This is a genomic window from Methanobrevibacter sp. UBA412, from assembly GCA_002495685.1.
Lineage (GTDB): Archaea > Methanobacteriota > Methanobacteria > Methanobacteriales > Methanobacteriaceae > Methanobrevibacter_A > Methanobrevibacter_A acididurans.
Genome location: DAGJ01000007.1, coordinates 73,267 through 91,240 on the forward strand (window position 1 = coordinate 73,267; position 17,974 = coordinate 91,240).

Annotated in this window: 17 protein-coding genes; 12 read left to right on the plus strand and 5 right to left on the minus strand. The window is 27.7% G+C overall.

Annotated features, from left to right (window positions below; all coding sequences use genetic code 11):
• Positions 1-40 precede the first annotated feature (40 nt).
• Positions 41-1,309 (minus strand): NAD(P)/FAD-dependent oxidoreductase, encoded by a 1,269-nt coding sequence (locus tag BP997_RS01955; RefSeq protein WP_409198827.1) that lies wholly within the window; start codon positions 1,307-1,309, stop codon positions 41-43.
• Positions 1,310-1,450: 141 nt separating this feature from the next.
• Between BP997_RS01955 and BP997_RS01960 the strand changes: the two genes are divergently transcribed.
• Positions 1,451-1,831 (plus strand): hypothetical protein, encoded by a 381-nt coding sequence (locus BP997_RS01960; RefSeq protein ID WP_409198828.1) that lies wholly within the window; start codon positions 1,451-1,453, stop codon positions 1,829-1,831.
• A gap of 271 nt (positions 1,832-2,102) precedes the next feature.
• Here BP997_RS01960 and aspS read toward each other — a convergent pair whose 3' ends face one another.
• Both aspS and hisD read right to left on the minus strand, forming a co-directional pair.
• Positions 2,103-3,422: an aspartate--tRNA(Asn) ligase gene (gene aspS, locus BP997_RS01965; protein WP_409198829.1), complete on the minus strand. Its 1,320-nt coding sequence runs from the start codon at positions 3,420-3,422 to the stop codon at positions 2,103-2,105.
• A 240-nt stretch (positions 3,423-3,662) separates the two neighbouring features.
• Positions 3,663-4,940: a histidinol dehydrogenase gene (gene hisD, locus BP997_RS01970; RefSeq protein WP_413825778.1), complete on the minus strand. Its 1,278-nt coding sequence runs from the start codon at positions 4,938-4,940 to the stop codon at positions 3,663-3,665.
• A 392-nt stretch (positions 4,941-5,332) separates the two neighbouring features.
• On the opposite strand from hisD, the gene BP997_RS01975 reads away from it, so the two are divergent.
• The 5 genes from BP997_RS01975 (at position 5,333) to BP997_RS01995 (ending at position 10,324) form a co-directional block, all read left to right on the plus strand.
• Positions 5,333-5,632 (plus strand): UPF0058 family protein, encoded by a 300-nt coding sequence (locus BP997_RS01975; RefSeq protein WP_409198831.1) that lies wholly within the window; start codon positions 5,333-5,335, stop codon positions 5,630-5,632.
• Positions 5,633-5,836: 204 nt separating this feature from the next.
• Entirely contained in the window at positions 5,837-7,213 is a 1,377-nt protein-coding gene (locus BP997_RS01980; protein ID WP_409198832.1) for a 2,3-diphosphoglycerate synthetase, read from the plus strand.
• Between the two features lie 27 nt (positions 7,214-7,240).
• Positions 7,241-8,362: a sensor histidine kinase gene (locus BP997_RS01985; protein ID WP_409198833.1), complete on the plus strand. Its 1,122-nt coding sequence runs from the start codon at positions 7,241-7,243 to the stop codon at positions 8,360-8,362.
• Positions 8,363-8,414: 52 nt separating this feature from the next.
• Positions 8,415-9,002, plus strand: a complete 588-nt coding sequence (locus BP997_RS01990; protein ID WP_409198834.1) for a TetR/AcrR family transcriptional regulator — start codon at positions 8,415-8,417, stop codon at positions 9,000-9,002.
• 59 nt (positions 9,003-9,061) lie between these two features.
• Positions 9,062-10,324: a YhgE/Pip domain-containing protein gene (locus BP997_RS01995; protein ID WP_409198835.1), complete on the plus strand. Its 1,263-nt coding sequence runs from the start codon at positions 9,062-9,064 to the stop codon at positions 10,322-10,324.
• A 29-nt stretch (positions 10,325-10,353) separates the two neighbouring features.
• Here the strand turns inward: BP997_RS01995 and BP997_RS02000 are convergent, their stop codons facing one another.
• Entirely contained in the window at positions 10,354-10,791 is a 438-nt protein-coding gene (locus BP997_RS02000) for a molybdenum cofactor biosynthesis protein MoaE (protein WP_409198836.1), read from the minus strand.
• 123 nt (positions 10,792-10,914) lie between these two features.
• Complete coding sequence (locus BP997_RS02005; RefSeq protein ID WP_409199076.1) at positions 10,915-11,460, minus strand: nicotinamide-nucleotide adenylyltransferase; 546 nt, start codon at positions 11,458-11,460, stop codon at positions 10,915-10,917.
• 136 nt (positions 11,461-11,596) lie between these two features.
• Between BP997_RS02005 and cofH the strand changes: the two genes are divergently transcribed.
• The 6 genes from cofH to BP997_RS02035 all read left to right on the plus strand — a co-directional run bounded on the left by cofH (position 11,597) and on the right by BP997_RS02035 (position 17,811).
• Positions 11,597-12,721, plus strand: coding sequence for a 5-amino-6-(D-ribitylamino)uracil--L-tyrosine 4-hydroxyphenyl transferase CofH (gene cofH, locus BP997_RS02010; RefSeq protein WP_413825773.1), 1,125 nt, complete (start codon positions 11,597-11,599; stop codon positions 12,719-12,721).
• 24 nt (positions 12,722-12,745) lie between these two features.
• Entirely contained in the window at positions 12,746-13,003 is a 258-nt protein-coding gene (locus BP997_RS02015; RefSeq protein WP_409198838.1) for a hypothetical protein, read from the plus strand.
• Between the two features lie 104 nt (positions 13,004-13,107).
• Complete coding sequence (locus tag BP997_RS02020; protein WP_413825855.1) at positions 13,108-14,817, plus strand: ATP-binding cassette domain-containing protein; 1,710 nt, start codon at positions 13,108-13,110, stop codon at positions 14,815-14,817.
• A gap of 20 nt (positions 14,818-14,837) precedes the next feature.
• A complete protein-coding gene (locus BP997_RS02025) occupies positions 14,838-15,248 on the plus strand; it encodes a universal stress protein (protein ID WP_409198839.1) in 411 nt (136 codons plus the stop codon).
• A gap of 253 nt (positions 15,249-15,501) precedes the next feature.
• A complete protein-coding gene (locus BP997_RS02030; protein WP_409198840.1) occupies positions 15,502-17,001 on the plus strand; it encodes a DUF2193 domain-containing protein in 1,500 nt (499 codons plus the stop codon).
• 45 nt (positions 17,002-17,046) lie between these two features.
• Positions 17,047-17,811 (plus strand): MIP/aquaporin family protein, encoded by a 765-nt coding sequence (locus tag BP997_RS02035; RefSeq protein WP_409198841.1) that lies wholly within the window; start codon positions 17,047-17,049, stop codon positions 17,809-17,811.
• The last annotated feature ends 163 nt before the right edge of the window (positions 17,812-17,974 follow it).

The window sequence follows — 17,974 nt, forward strand, 5'->3', positions numbered from 1 at the left end:
ATTAAATATTGATTGTTATAATCTAAAAAACTTATTATTTTTATTTTAAACTTTCACTTGCACTTTTTCCTGCAAGATAACCAGTACTAAAACATAATTGTAAATTATATCCTCCAGTAGGACCTGCAGGTTCTAAAATTTCACCTGCAAAATATAATCCTTCATTTAATTTTGATTCTAAAGTTTTATTATTAATTTCATCAATTTTTACTCCACCTATAGTAACTTTAGCATCTTCTTTAAAGATTCCAGAAACAATAAATGGGAAATGTTTTAAATTATTAACTATACGATTTTTATCTTTACGTGTAAGATTACTCATAGTTTTGTTACTACTAACTTGTGCTTGATTTAAAAAATATCCTATAAAACTGTTAGTCATTAATTTTTGCATATAATTCTTAACTTTAGTTTTTCCATGATTTGGCATATCTTTTGTTATTTTTTCTTTTAATTGGTTTTCTGTTAATTTAGGTTTTAAGTCAACACTTATTTTTATTTCATCTAAATCTGTTGCATTGTTTAATATGTCATAATTACTTTTTTTCATTATTTCATTACTTAAATCAATTATTGCTGGTCCAGTTAATCCTTTGTGAGATATTAGTATATCACCAGTTTTACTTATCTTCTTTTTCTTATCTTTAAATGAAACTGTAACATTACTTAACTGTACTCCTGCTAATTTGTGTAAGTGATTATCATCTATATTTAAACTTACAAGTCCTGGTTTAATTGGACTTATACTATGTGTTAAGGTTTCTGCGAATATGTATCCATCACCATTGCTTCCGGTATTTGGGTAAGCTATTCCACCTGTTGTAATTATTAATTTATCACATTGATATTCTTCATTATTTGTTTGAATTTGGAATTTAGAGTCTTTAAGATTAATTGACTTTACAGTTGTATTAACTATTAAGTTCACTTTAAAATTTTCAAGATACTCTTTTAATACTCCTTTTATAATATGAGCATCATCTGTAGTGGGAAATATTCTGCCGTTGTCTTCTGTTTTAAATGTAACTTCTTTATTTTCAAAAATTTCAAGTAAATCTGTATTTGTTAATGTATAAAATGAAGGTTTTAAAAAGTTTTTTTCTTCATATAATTTTAATTGGTCTTTAATTGGTTTTTCGTTTGTTATGTTGCAACGTCCACCACCAGTTAATAATAATTTTTGACCTAAATCATTATTCTTTTCTATAATTGCAATTGTTTTGCCATTATTTAAGTTTTTTGCTGCACTTAATCCTGCCATCATTCCAGAGGGTCCACCTCCGATAATGCATATTGAATATGTTTTCATAATTTTTTATTTCCTAAATTGTTTCTTTATTATTTAGTTATCTTTTTTATTTTTTCTAGTATTTTATTCTTTATTTTTTCTTAAATGGATTTTTTTTATAATAAAGTTTATTAATTATTTTTTGAATATGTTTTACATATTATGAAATTAGATTCTGATTATATTTTAGATCATTATATTGAAATTTATAAAAAAATTTTTTGTGAACCTGTAGTTATGCCAAGGTTAATTAATCAATGTATTGGTAATGAAAGTAATTCTTTAGGATATAAACTTATTTTATTGATGGAAGATGTTAAAATTCCTCCTGAAGTTTTAGAATTTAAAAATAGGAAACGTGAAGAGATTCGTCATTTTGAAGAGGATACTTTAAGTAATTATAATAATACTGAAGCTCAACGTCTTATTAATGAGTATCATGAAAAAGAGCTTATGAAATTTTTAGAGGATTATCCTGAGTTTAGTGGTGTTATTTTAAATAATAATTTATCCAAGCGGTTTTTAAATTTTTTACACAAATAATAATTTTTTCATTTTTAAGTGTATATATGCTTTTATCTTTTTTTGTTTTAAGAATAATACTTTAATTATTTTTGTTTTCCTTTTGTTTATTTTATACTTTGTATTGTTTTTTATATCTTATTTCATTGGTTTTTTTGTTTTAATTGATTTGATATTATGAGGTGTTTGTAAAAATAATTATGTAAGTATATTAACGAACTAATTATTTTTGTATAAAAAAAGAGAAGAAAAAAATATATTTTTTCTTCTCAAAAATTTATTACTAAAAAACTTAAGGAGTAAGTCGACGTCTATCTCTAGGGAAAAGAACAGTTTCACGAATGTTTTCAACACCAGTTAAAACCATATTTAAACGATCAGAACCTACACCCCAACCAGCATGAGGAGGCATACCATATCTAAATGCTTTTAAATAATCTGCAAATGCATCAACATTTAAACCTTTAGCTTCAAGTTGATTTTTAAGTAAATCATATTGATGTATACGTGTTGCACCTGATGAAATTTCTAAATCTTTATACATTAAATCGAAAGCATGACTAATTTCAGGACGATCTTCTTGAGGCATTACATAAAATGGTTTAATAGCAGTAGGCCATTCAGTTAAGAAATAAAATCCTTCTTGACTTTCACCTAAAGCCTTTTCACCAGCTCTACTTAAATCTTCACCCCATTCCATTTCAACACCTTTACTGTTAACAATATCTACAGCATCATCATATTTAACTTCAGGGAAAGGTCCTTCTGGTATATCTAATGTTTGATTTAAGATTTCTAATTGATCTTTACAATTTTCATTAGTGCTTCTTAATACACGAGAAATCATTTTATCTAATATTTCCATTGCATCTTTATCATCCATGAAACTAGCTTCCATATCTATACTTACAGCTTCATTTAAATGTCTTAAAGTATCATGTTCTTCTGCTCTGAAAATTTGACCAATTTCAAATACTTTATCGAATCCAGCACTCATCATCATTTGTTTATACAATTGAGGGGATTGACCAAGGAAAGCTTCACGTTCAAAGTAAGTGATAGGGAATAATTCAGTTCCTCCTTCTGTAGCACTAGCTACAAGTTTAGGTGTGTGAATTTCCATAATACCTTCTTCATCAAAGTATTCACGAACAGTTTTGAACATGTTATCTTTGATTTTGAAGATGCTACTAACATGAGCTACACGTAAATCAAGGAATCTAGAATCTAATCTTGTATCAATTTCAGCTTTAACTTTTTCAGTTGGATCCATTGGTAATGGTTGTTGTGCAAGGTTTAATACTTTAATTTCTTCAGGAATTATTTCTACACCATTAGGTGCTTTGTTAGAATCTTGTACTTTACCTTTAACTGCAATAACAGATTCTTTGCTTAATCCACGTAAATCTTCTAATATTTCTTTTGTAACTTTCTTACTTGGTGCTGTAACTTGTATCATACCTTCACGATCACGGACAAGTACAAATATGATTCCACCAAGGTCTCTTATTTCATGAACCCATCCCATTATAACTATTTCTTCACCAGTTATTGTGGGATTAACTTTATTAGTATAATGGGTTCTTCTCCAATCATTTAATAAGTATTCCATTATAATTCTCCTTATTCTGTTAATATAATAAAATAAAATTTAGTATTTTTTTAGTATTGTTATTAATTTAAACATACTATATTAATTTATAATCTTTTTAGTTTATAAAAGTATAAGACAAATTTTTTAAGAATATGGTGAAAACTTGTTTATTTAAAATGGTTTACATTATTTTTTATTCAGAAGTTTTATATTTAATTCTAAATCAATTGAATTTAAAAAATTTTTAAAAAAAGAATTTTATTTTTTATTAATTCTTACTTTAACACTGTCGCCGTGAGCAGCAAAACCTTCATAATCAGCTATTGGTAGGATTGTTTTACTTAATTCTTTTAAACCTTCAAGTGTTAATGTTTGTATTGTAGGTTTTTTAAGAAATGCTTCTGTGGATAAACCAGAATACATTCTTGCACCTTGGCCAGTAGGTAATACATGATTAGTTCCAGATCCATAATCTCCAGCTGCAACCGGGGAATATTTTCCAATAAATATACTTCCTGCATTGTTAATTTTACTTAATGTTTGTGTATCATTTTTAGTTGTTATTATTAAATGTTCAGGTGCATATTCATTTGTAAAATCAATTGCATCTTCTAAATTTTCAGTTAATAATATTTTTCCATATTTATTCAATGATTCTTTAATTATTTCACTTCTTACAGCTTCTTCTGCATATTTTTCAATTAATGGTTTAGTTTTTTCAGCCAATTCTTTACTTGGAGTTACAAAGAAACAAGAAGCATTAGGGTCGTGTTCTGCTTGTGATAGAATATCATATGCAATGTATTCTGGTATTGCAGTTTCATCTGCAAGTACTAATAATTCTGATGGTCCTGCAGGGAATTCTATATCTACTTCTCCATAGACTAATTTTTTTGCTGCAGTTACAAAAACATTTCCAGGTCCAACAATCTTTTCAACAGGTTTTATTGATTCTGTTCCATACGCCATTGCAGCTATTGCTTGTGCACCTCCTACTTTATAGATTTCATCTGCTCCTGCTATATCTGCTGCTACTAAAATAGCATCTAATATTTTACCTTCTTTATTAGGAGGTGTGCAACAAATTATTCTTTTAACTCCTGCAATTTTTGCAGGTATTACAGTCATTAGTATACTTGATGGATAAGCTGCTCTTCCACCGGGAATGTAACATCCTACACTATTTATAGGTCTTATTATTTGCCCTGCATTTATTCCAGGTTTAACTTCCATACTCCATTCTTTTGGAATTTGTGCAGTGTGAAATTTTTTTATATTTTCTGTTGCTGATTTTAATGAATTTATTAAATTTTCATCTAAATTTTCATATGCTTGTTTAATTTCATTTTCTGTAACTTTTAAATCTTCTACAAATACTCCATCAAATTTTTCAGTATATTCCTTCACAGATTTATCTTTATTAATTTTAACATTATTTATAATGTCTGTTACTGTTTTTAATACTTGATTTACATCAGATTGTGATCTTTTAGTTAAAATTTTCACATCTTTTTTATCATATTTTGTAATTTCCATAATATTTTCCAATCCCTATTTTTTTTTGATTGATTATTTGATTTTATTATAATAATTATATATTATTAATTATTTTTTATAGTATATTAATAAATATTTATCTTTAAATTAAGAATTTTTTTAAAAAATAACCTTCTAATATATATACTTTTACTATTAGTTTAATATGATAAGGTTTATATATGATATTGGAAACTTTTAAATATCATTTCTTATAAATCTAAAATAGATAAAAGATTTTGATTAGAATTTGAATATATTATTTATCAAAAAATTATTCTAAATAAATAAAAAATAATACTAAAATTAAAAGTTTTTAATCTTTTTAACTATAAAAAAGATGTTTCAAACTCAAAAATTTAAAGAAAAAATATTATAAAAGGGTTAAATGTATGTATAAAGATGAAATGATTCAATTACATCAATTTTTAGTATATGTATTAAAATATTTAGACACTGACGAAAGGGTTCATGAAAATTGTGCAGAATACCTTGCTCTTAAGATTAGTCCTCATCATATTCATAAAACTAAAGCAGAACATAAACATGCTATTTTTGTTTTATGTAACATAATAGGTGAAGTAATTTTAGAAAAAGATCCAGATACAATACCTCCAAATGTATCAAATGCACTTCAAGATCTTGTAAGAAGATCAAGAAAAGAGTTAATGGCTCAAGAATTAAGTAAATAATTTTTAATTATTATTTATTTATAAATCCTTTTTTTAAAATTTACTAAATTATTTATTATTAAATTACTATTTTTTCAGGTTAAAGAATATTATAAAAATCTTGTTTTTCAAATTTTTATATGAGTTATACAAAAATTTTAATAATTATATTGTTTATATAAATTATTATTTAAAAAAAAATTTTCTTTATGGATTTGATTGAAAATGTCTCTTAATAAAATGGTATGTTTAGTAGATGGAGAACATTACCTTCCAGTTACTAAATCTGCTATTGATACCCTAAACAATTTGGAACATATAGATGTAGTAGCCGTAATCTTTATTGGCGGAACAGAGAAACTTAAAACAGATAATGCTGATTTATACTCTGAAATGATGGGTTTACCGGTTCATTTTGGTGAAAATAAAAGTGAGATTCCATATAATTTGATAACTGAAATAATAAGAAAATATCATGCTGATTCTGTTATGGATTTAAGTGATGAACCTGTATTGGATTATACTAAACGTTTTAATATAGCTTCTAGAATTCTTGCTGAAGGAATACCTTATGAAGGTCCTGATTTTAAATTTGAACCTATAACACAATATGAAGTATGTGAAAAACCATGCCTTAAAATTTTAGGAACAGGTAAACGTATTGGTAAAACTGCAGTTTCAGGATATTTATCAAGGTTAATAGATAAATTAGGTTATGAACCATGTGTTGTTGCAATGGGTAGGGGAGGTCCTGAAGAACCAGAAGTTGTTCATGGGGATACATTTGAAATAACACCTGAATTTTTGATTGAACAATCAGAAAAGGGTGTTCATGCTGCAAGTGATCATTGGGAAGATGCTTTAATGAGTCGTATACTCACTATTGGTTGTCGCCGATGTGGTGGAGGTATGGCTGGAGAAGTATTCTTAACTAATATGAAAAAAGGTGCTCAAATAGCTAACAGTGTTGAGAATAAATTTGTTATTTTTGAGGGTAGTGGAGCAGCTATACCTCCTATAAAAACAAATAAGAACATTGTTCTTATTGGTGCTAATCAACCTTTAATGAATATTAAAAACTTTTTTGGTCCTTTCCGTATAAATTTAGCAGATTTAATTATTTTAACAATGTGTGAAGAACCTATGGCTTCACATGATAAAATTAAAGAAATAGAAAATTTCATTTCAGAAATTAATCCTAACTCTAAAATTATATCAACAGTATTTCGCCCTAAACCTTTAGGTGATATAAAAGGTAAAAAAGTACTATTTGCAACTACAGCTCCAAGTAGTGTTAAAGATGTTTTGGTTTCATATTTAGAAAAAGAATATTCTTGTGAAGTTGTTGCTACAACACCATATCTTTCAAATAGGCCCTTATTACAAAAGGATATTCAGAAAAATATAAATAATGTGGATGTTATGTTAACTGAGTTAAAAGCTGCCGCTGTTGATGTAGCAACTAAAGATTCATTAGATGCAGGTTTAGAAGTTATCTATTGTGATAATATTCCATTACCAATAAGTTCTAATTATCCAAATTTATCTGAAAGTATCATTGAAATTGTTGATGGTGCAATAGATGATTTTCATCAAAATTAATTTTAAATTTTAAGGAGATTCTAATTTTTGTTTGAAATAAAATGTAAACATATGGAGACTGGGGAAGTTAAAATTGTTACTTTTGATAAAATATCTGAGGTTATATCTGATTATGAACCTATATGTGAAATTCCTGAACCTAAGTTTTTGGAAATAAATAATTCTTTAGATTATAATTTTCTTCCATTAAAACTATTTGATAAATTAAATTTTCATATACATATTTTAGTACCTATTGATAATGATGAAGACTTTTTTTTCCAATATGTGGATAATGATGATTTTTCTAATGTTGTTAAAAACAAGGGCAGTTATTTAGGTTGTAAATTTTCAGATGTTTATCGTAATCTTAAAGATTTAGGTATTTTGGGAATTTTACAAAATGTTTATGAGGATGGTAAAACTAGGGAGACTCAGATTAAAGTTTATAAGGATAATCATTTGATTTTTTATTTAGAATCTGTATTTGTTATGTATGCTGATAAGATTTATAATTTTTCTCAACCTAAAACTGATGATTATTTAAATAGTATTCAGCTTGAAAAGACTGTTTCTGATAATGAGAGGCTTTTAAAAGAATTACAAGATAGAGTTCGTAATAATCTTCAATTAATTCGTAGTTTTATTGATCTTGAAATTATGAATAATCCAGGTTCTCCAGAAATGACTCTTAAAAAGACTAGTGCTCGTATTTCTGCTTTGAGTATTGTTCATCAAGAAATTTACAATAGTGACAATCCTCTTTATTTATCTAATGCTAATTTTATTGAGATTATATTAACTAATTTATTAAATGATTTTCAGTCTAGTAATATTTCATTGGATTTAGATTTTGCTAAGGTTATTTATGTTGGCATGGATCAAGCTATTTTGTTAAGTTTAATTGTTAATGAATTATGTACTAATACTATTAATCATGCTTATCCAAATGGTGAAACTGGTATTTTGCATGTTAAACTTTATAATGATGATTCTGATTCTATTGTTTTGGAATTTTTTGATGAAGGTGTTGGTTTACCTAGTGATGTTGATGTTGGTTCTTTTGATAATTTAGGTTTTACTATTGTTAAGAGTTTAGTTGGTCAATTGAATGGTAATGTTAATGTTATGGATTTAGATAAAGGTTTTGGGCTTTTTATTAAATTTTAATTTTTTTCTTTTTTTACAAACATTTATATGTTAGTAAGTACTTACTTACATTATGGAAGTTGATGATACATCACTAAAAATAATAGATGCTACAATTCAAGTCTTAAATGAAGAAGGATTAAGTGGCACAACAACAATGAAAATAGCTAAAAAAGCAAAAGTCAGTGAAGTAACTATCTTTAGAAAATTTAAAAACAAAAATAATTTAATTGCTAAATCTAAAGAAGCTTACCTTCAAAGATTCTTAGAAAAAACAGATAATCTATTTAGTATAGACCCAAACTTGGATTTAAGGGATTATATTAAACAGTTATGGATTGAATCCAAGAAAATGTTTGAAGACGAAATGAATCTTATAAAAATAAGTTTTGAAGAAATCAATGTTGAAGTATTACACCGAAAAGCATTAGCACAATTTTCTGAAAAAATAATTAATAATTTAACTAAAATATTCCAAAATCAAATAAACAAAGGAAAAATAAGAAAAATTAATCCTAAAATGGCTGCTGTAAATATTTATAGTGTAATGTTTGAATCATTAGTTTTATTGAAAGTTTATGGTGTTCATTTAGACCAATCTGAAGATAGTTATGTGGAAGACTTCCTAAATATATTCCTAAATGGGATTTCAATAAATTAAATTAACCTTAAATAAATTTCACAAATAAAAATAGTTTTTTAGGGGGAGTTAGTAGTAAAATGTTAAATAATATATGGAAAATCATAAAAAATGATGCAAAAAATTCATTAAAAAATCCTGTAATTATTATTGTTATAATTGCAATTATAATTTTACCTTCTCTTTATGCAGTATTAAACGTTCAAGCATGTTGGGATCCTTATGGTAAAACTGGTAATATGGATTTCGCTGTAGTAAACTTAGATGATGGTTCAACATATAATGGTATATCTCAAAATTTTGGGAATGATTTAGTAAATGAGTTAAAAGATAATAATCAATTTAATTGGCAATTTACTAATGAAACTGATGCAAGAGATGGTGTGACCAGTGGAAAGTATTATGCTGCGATAATTGTTCCAGATAATTTTACGGAGAGCGTTCTAAGTATCACTAGTCAAAATCCACAACCCTCTAGTTTAGAATATCTTGTTAATGAGAAAATTAGTCCTGTTGGTAGTCGTATGACTGATTCAGGTGCTAAGGAAATTCAAACAAATCTTAATAATATGATTAGTCAAACAGTAGGTAATCAAGCTTTAACACAAGTTGCTACAGTTGGTGCTAGTTTACCTGTCCAAACATCATTAAGTAAACTTTCAGCAGTTAATGAGTCTGGAGCAAATAATTATTTCTATAGTCCTGTGAGTATTGATAGAAAAGCAGTTTATCCAGTTGATAATTATGGTTCTAGTGTTGCCCCATTTTATATTTCTTTAGCTTTATGGCTTGGAGCAATTATGTCAGGTGTTATTCTTAAAACTAGATATAATGATCCAATATATAAACCAGTAGAAATGTACTTTGGACGGATGGTTTTATATATTGTAATAGGATTGTTACAAGCAATTGTAACTGCTTCCGGATGTCTATTAGTTGGAATGGAAGTTGCAAATCCGTTATTATTTGTTTTAACGGTTCTGTTTGGATCAATTGTTTGTACGACTATAGTTTATTCATTAATCAGTTTATTTGATAATGGAGGTAAAGCATTAGCTATTATTATATTAGTGCTCCAAATATCAGGTACTGGTGGTATGTACCCAATTCAAATTATGGCTTCATTCTTTGGAATGGCACATAATTATTTACCTATGACTTATTGTATTGATGCAATAAGAGAGGTCATGCTTGGTATGTATTGGCCTAACTTTACAGCTGCAATGCTTAAATTAATTGTTTATCCACTTATAACATTTATTGTTAGTGTTTTAATTAAATTTAAGTTTGATGGTACAGTAAAAGGATTTGTAGATAAACTTCATGATAGTGGATTAGCTTAAATCCACTATTTTTAATTTTTTTAATTTTTTTATCCGCCTGCAAGGATTATTTTTTTCCCTTGGCTGCTTATTTCTTCTTTTTTAAAGCCTAAGTCATGTTTTACTTTTTCTATTACTTCACTCATAGCTTTTAATGTTTCACCTCTATGAGGTCCAAGTACTGCAACTAAAAATAATGGATCGCCGGTGTAAAATTCTCCTATATAATGCACGAGGTTTATTTGGAATACTCCATATTTAATTTTTGCAGCTTCTGCTATTTGTTCCATTTCTTTTTCTGCTTTTTGTTTATCTTGAATTGTTTGTATGAGTTTTTCAACAGTTTTATTTTCTTCATTACCCCTTACAAATCCTTCAAATGTGAATATTGCTCCACTATCATCTACTTTTGGGTTTTTCTTTAAATCATCTACTAAATCTTTTGTTTCAATGTAATCGTCATCTTTTGGGATTATTTTTATTATCATAATTTTCACCATATTATATATTAATATAATTTTTATTAACTATTGTTATATATTTTTGTTTTTTATAACTACATTTAAACTTATTTGAAAAAAATTTATAAACTTAGAAAAAATATGTTAAATTTATTCTCTTTTTTTAAGATCACTAACTTCTTTTTTAGAAAGATCTTTTAATCGTTGGATACCATCAACTTCAGACACAATATCTACAGTGGCTTGAGGCACTAAACTTTCCCAATTTTCATCATGTAACATTCGATATCTAACTTCAGTTCCAGATAATTCTTCACGGTTAAACAAAGGTGGACGAGTAACATCATAACCTTCCTCTCTGAATAACCTATCAACTAAAGGATTACCTGTAAAAACTTTACTAAAAGGAGGAGTCATCATTTTAACATGAGCCGGCCAAACAGCATTTAATTGAATATCTTCCATAGGTATAATATAATAATGTCTATGTTTAATACTATTTTCAGATAATGCTTGAGTAAGCATCATAACACGTTCACCAGCAGTAAATGGATCTTTAAGAGTATGGGATAATTGAGCACTACCAATACCAATAATAATTTCATCTACATCTTTTAAAGTTTCTTTAATTACTTGTATATGGCCATTATGAACGGGTTGCATACGACCAATAAGTAACCCTCTTTTCTTTTCTATCATTACTATTTATTCTTATAAAAACATCTTATTAAATTTAACTAAAAAAAATAATTTTTTAAATCATTTTAAAAAATATTCAAACACATACTTATAATAGAAAGCTTTTTATTAAAGATTATTTATAATCCTAAATATGAAATTTGATTTAGAACTTAATGATAAGACTAAAAAAATATTGGACAATGCTATAGATGAACCAATTAGTGTTGATGAAGCTAACTATTTAATTAATGTTCAGGGTCAAGATTTATTTGGATTATTAGCCGCAGCAGATAAAGTTCGTGAAAATGTTGTAGGAAATAAAGTTACTTTTATAAATAATTGTAATTTAAATTTTACAAATGTTTGTAAAGTACTGTGTGGTTTCTGTGCCTTTGGAAAAAGTAGAAACGATCCAGAAGCATATATTTTAACAGATGAAGAAATAATTCAAAAAGCAGATAGTGCTGTTAAAACTGGAGCTCATGAATTCACATTAATGGGGGGAGTTCTTCCAGAAGCAGATATAGATTATTATGAACATCTACTAAAACTATTAAAAGATCATTATCCTAATACTATGATTCATGGATTTTCACCTACAATGATTTATGATGCTGCACAAGTATCTGAAATGGATATTAAAGAAGCATTTCAAGTTCTTAAAAAAGCGGGTTTAGATTCATTACCTGGAACTGCTGCAGAAATTTTAACTGATCGTGCACGTAAAATAATTTGTCCGAAAAAGGTAACTACTCAACAATGGATAGATATTGTTGAAACTGCTCAAAAAGTTGGAATACCCGGTTCTGCAACTATGATGTATGGACATATTGAAACAATTGAAGAACGTGTTAAAACCATGGATATCTTAAGACAAATACAATCTAAAACTCATGGATTTACTGAATTTATTCCAATGACTTTTATGTATGAACATTCTCCAATCTTCCTTGAAGGACAAGAAAATTTAGGAGCTACTGGAACTGAAGATTTGAAATTATATGCAGTTTCCCGTTTAATGTATCATGATTTAATACCTAATATTCAAGTAAGTTGGGTTAAAATGGGTTTTCGTTTTGCACAAGTATCTTTAATGGCAGGAGCCAATGATTTAGGTGGAACATTAGGTGGAGATGAATTATCTGCTGCTAGTGGAGCACCTGACGGTGTTGAAACAAATATTCAAAATCTTGAAAGGTTAGCTAAAAATATTGGTAGAGATCCTGTTGAGAGAAACACAAAATATACTGAGTTTTATCCAATAAATTCAGAATAAAACATTTTTTTTTAAACTTTTTTTATGTTGCAAAAACAATTTTTATCAAAATTAAGTTCTATATTACAAGCACAACCTAAAGTTTGTGCTCATCCTTTAGCTCCTGTTAGATATAAAATTATTGAGGATTATGCATTAATCATTAATAATATAAAAATTAATGAGTTTGATACATTTTTCATTGATAATTATTATGATATTCATTTTTTAAGGAAAGATATGGAAGTTGATGTTCTAAATTTATATGATGTTGTTGAAGTATCATATCAAAAAATTGATTAAATTTATAACTTATAGTTTATATTATAAGATACATAATATAATAACTAAATGTAATAAAAATATTTTTTTATAATAATCTAATACTTTTGGAGAGTAAAATCGTGATGCTTAAAGTAGATAATCTTAGTAAAACATTTGAATTAGATAATGGGGAAAAAGTAAAAGCTTTAGATGGTATATCATTTGAAGTAGAAGAAGGTGAAATACTTGGAATAATCGGTCGAAGTGGGTCTGGAAAAACTACATTACTTAGAACATTAAGAGGAGTGGAACCAGTTGAAGAAGGTGAAATACAACTAGAACGTTTACATATAACACCGGACACTACACCACATTATTATCATGAATTAAAAAAAATTACTGCTATACATTTGCAAAGAAATTTTGGTATATGGCCTGAAACACCTTATAATAATGTTTTACGTAAATTATATGCAAATACATATGGTGATGAGTCCATGTGTGATTTTAAATTAGCTGAACAACTTTACGGTGATGAAGCATTAAAACTTTTAAAACTTGTAGGTTTGTATGATAAAAAAGATCATTTAGGTACTGTACTTAGTGGTGGGGAAAAACAAAGACTTATTATGGCTAGGGAACTAGCTAAAAAACCTAAATTGTTATTATTAGATGAACCTGCTACAATGGCATGTCCTAAAACTAAACAAGAAACATTAGATGCTATTAAGAATATTAATAAAGAATTAGGTATTACTATTGTCTTAGTATCTCATTTACCTGAAATTCATGAATATTTATCTGATCGTTTAATTCATATTGAAAATGGTAAAATAGTTGATGAAGGGGAAGTGGAACCAGTAATTCAAAATTTCCTTAAAGACATGGAACCTGTAAATGATATAAATATTGAAAGTACTGATGAATGTATAATAAATGTAAAAGATTTATTTAAGCGTTTCTTCCTATTAACTGGGGGGGATGTGTTAAATATGGAAGATATTAATCTTGAAGTATATAAACAGGATATTCTTTCACTTATAGGTCCAAGTGGTGCAGGTAAAACTATTTTACTTAGAATGTTAGGTGGATTAGAGGTACCTGATAAAGGCGAAATATTATATAAATTAGTTAAAGAGGATGATTCTGTTGAATGGGTTAATATTGGAAATGCAAGTATTAGTCGTTTAGATATTCGTCGTAAATCAACATTTATGCATCAAGAGTTTGCATTAACTCATTATTCTACTGTTCGTGAACAATTAGCAACAAAATTAGGTTATAAAAATCGTAAATTAATGGATAAAGCTAAATCACGTGCTAAGGAAATTAATTTAAGTGATGAATTGTTAGATGCAATTTACTTACTTACAGATTTACCTGCAAATGAAGCATCTGATCGTTTAATGAAAGTTGGTTTGCCTCATGGCATATTAGATGAATTATTCCCTAAATTCCCATCTAGTGATGTGGAATCAGAAGTTAAAGAGATTTTTGAAGATTTAAATTTATCTATGGATATTCTTGATAGAAAATCTTATGAATTATCTGGAGGTCAAAAGGTTCGGGTAATGTTAGCTTTACAATTAATTAGTAAACCTGAAATATTATTACTTGATGAACCATTTGGGGATTTAGATCCAATTACTTTACGTACAGTTACTAATAGTTTAAAAACTTTAGCAAAACGTTTAAAATTCTCAGTAGTTATGGTTTCACATAATACTGATTTTGTTAAAGAGTTTGCAAACAGAGCAGTCTTTATGGATGATGGGAAATTATTAGATGATGGAAAACCTGATAAATTAGTGGATGATTTTATTAAGTATTGTCATGCTGATTATTTAATGTAAAAATTACTGAGGATTTTTTTATGTTTGATGTTATAACAGTTCCTATAGATGAATCAGAATATGCGGATAAAGCTATTGATATAGCAATTGATTTAGCTAGTAAGTATAATTCTAAAATTGCAGCAGTTCATGTGTTAGATGAAGGGTCATTATTTAGTTATGATGCTCTTGAAGATGAAGGTGATAATCTTTTATCTAAAATCACTAATAAGGCTAAAGAGTATGATATTGAAGTTGTGGAGCATTTAATTACAGGGGATGCTTTACGTGATATTGAGGTAATTATTCGTAAAACTTGTGCTGATTTAGTAGTTTTACCTGCTTATGGTAATCATTCTTTTATTCGTGGTGTTGATAAAACTAATTTTATTGGTAGTGTAGCTGAACGTTTAATTAAAACAAGTAAAGTTCCAGTTTTATTAGTTAAATAAATCTTTTTATTTTTTCCTTTTTCTATTTATTCTATTTTTCTTGTCGTTAATAATTGAATAATTGAATATTCTTTTATTTTTTTTATAATTAACTTAATTTTTATTTAAAAAAATTTATTAATAACTATTTACTTATATTTACATGTTTTTAATTATGTTCCTTTATTTAATTTTTTATAAATAATATTTTAGGCATATAATTAAAATATTTAGTTGAATTTATTGTTAAATTTAATAAAAAAAGTGATATAAGATGAAAGAATTATACCAAAAAATGATTGATGAAGCATTGGCTGCTCAAAAGGCTGATGTTTCTGTAATCAAAGAAAAACGTGGTGGAAATTTTAAAATTCAAGATGCAAAGCCCTATATGGATGCAGCATCTAATATGAAACCAATTGGAGAGCAAGCACAATCTGTTTTTGATTTACATACAAATAGTGTTAAAACTCATTTTAAGATGTTGAATCAATTAACTGATACTGTTCGCCCTGAAGATGATCCAATGGTTGAACACTATCAAACACCTCCTGTTTTAGAAATTGTTAAAGAAGAAGATCCTGACTTTAGTGAAAGTGTGGATAAATTTGTTCAGTCTATTGCTGATCATGAAGCAATAGTTGGAAAAGAATCTATAAGAAGATATGGTGGATTTTATGGGCCAACTTGTGTAGTTGATTTTGCATTGATTCCGGGAAGTACTAGTAATATTGTAAATCAAATTCTACAAAAAACTGATATTCCAGTAGCACATAAACAAGCCATTCTTGCAAGTAAATCTTGGGGTATGAATACTTCTTATGGTGTAGGGGATAAATTTGCACAAGAAATTGAAGCGGGGGCAACACCTGCTGAGGCAACTGAAGCTGAAGTTAAACAATTCCAAAAGTTATATTCTTCACCTATTGAAGCTCAATGTGAATTGATGGCTGCTGCAGGTGAATCTAGTTTTGATGTACGTAAATATATGAATGGATATAAGGATGATATGCGTAAGTATGTTAAAGCTGCAATGGATGATGATGTTCATTATGGTAATATTGTAACTGTTCCTGCATATTGTGTAGGGGATATTGCTCATCATATTAGTCAATCTACATATAATATGTGTAAAGATGATGTGGTAATGGCAATTATTGAAGCAGCTACAAAAGTTATGGATGATTCTTTAAACAGTAATATTGATAATTTCAAATCTGAATTTGAAGTTTTATCATTAGCTACAGGTTCTGCAGCATGTGCTGTAGAATATATGCTTGAATTAGATGGTTTTAATGCTGTAATGATTGTTGACTTATTAACTAAACGTTATCATAATTTTGTACAACAATTCCCTACTCGGGGGGCAGCTTCTGAATTACATAATTGTGACTTTATGGATATGATTTATCGGGGTTATGGTTATCTTGATAAAGCTCGTAAAGCAAGAAGTGCAGAACCTGAAGAACTTAAACCTATTGTTGGGGGAAAAATAGTTGATTTATCTAGTATTAAAGATAATGAAGTTATTATGAATCCTCAAAGATACACTTATCCTTCCTGTGCAATTAGTGTAAGATTCAGTAGTCTTATGAGACTTGCAGACTATCCATGTTTACTTACAAGTGAACCTGTAACTGCTACAATGATGACTAATGTAATTGCTTTACATAAAGAAGATCCTGCAAGTCCTGTTCGTGGATGTAAGAATTGTGCAAGTGCTTCTTTAATTGACTTTAGACATGATTATTGTCAATGGAGAGAAAGTATTTAAATTTAATATAAATTTTTAATTTTTTTTTAAGTGAGGTATTTTTTTATGGAGTGTGGAATTGAAAAAAAGATGATTGCTGAAGCTTTAGGGACTTTTTTCTTAGTTTTCTTCGGTACAGGTGCTGCAGTAATGACACTTATTATTGCTCATAGTGTTAGTCCTGCTGCAACTATTGGTACTCTTGGAGGATTTGCCGATTGGTTAGCTATTGGTTTAGCATTTGGTTTAGCTGGAATGGTTAGTATTTATATATTTGGTAAGATTTCTGGGGCTCATATGAATCCTGCAGTAACACTTGGTTTATGGATAAGTAAAAATATTTCAGGTAAAGATTCAGTATTGTATATTATAGCTCAATGTATAGGTGCTGTACTTGCAAGTATATGTTTATATATTATCTTAGGACCTCAAGCAATAACTATTGGTTCTTTAGGTGCAACTGTACCTGCTGCTGGTATAAATTACTTCCAAGCTATGTTTGTTGAATTTATAGGTACTTTCTTCTTAGTTCTCACTGTTATGGGTGTGGCTGTTGATAAAAAAGCAGAACCTGCAGTTGGAGGTTTTGCTATAGGTATGGCTATTGCAACTGCTATTTTCCTTCTTGGTGGAATTACTGGAGGATGTATTAATCCTGCACGAGGTTTCGGACCATATCTCATTGACTTTTTACTTGGTGGTGTAAATCTTTGGAATTACTTCCCAATTTACATAATTGGACCTATAGTTGGAGGTCTTCTTGCTGGATTTATATATCAAAAAATCGCTGAAGGTACTGATGTTTGTGATTTACCAAATCTTTATGATTAAAACTAAATAATTTATTTTTTTATTTTTTTATTTTTTTGCTTATTTTTTTTGTTTTACTCAATATTAAATGTTTTATAAGGATAAAACAATAAACTTTTATATGTGGAAAAATAATATTTCAATTGTTATTAATTATATTATATAAAAATTAATTTTAAAGGAG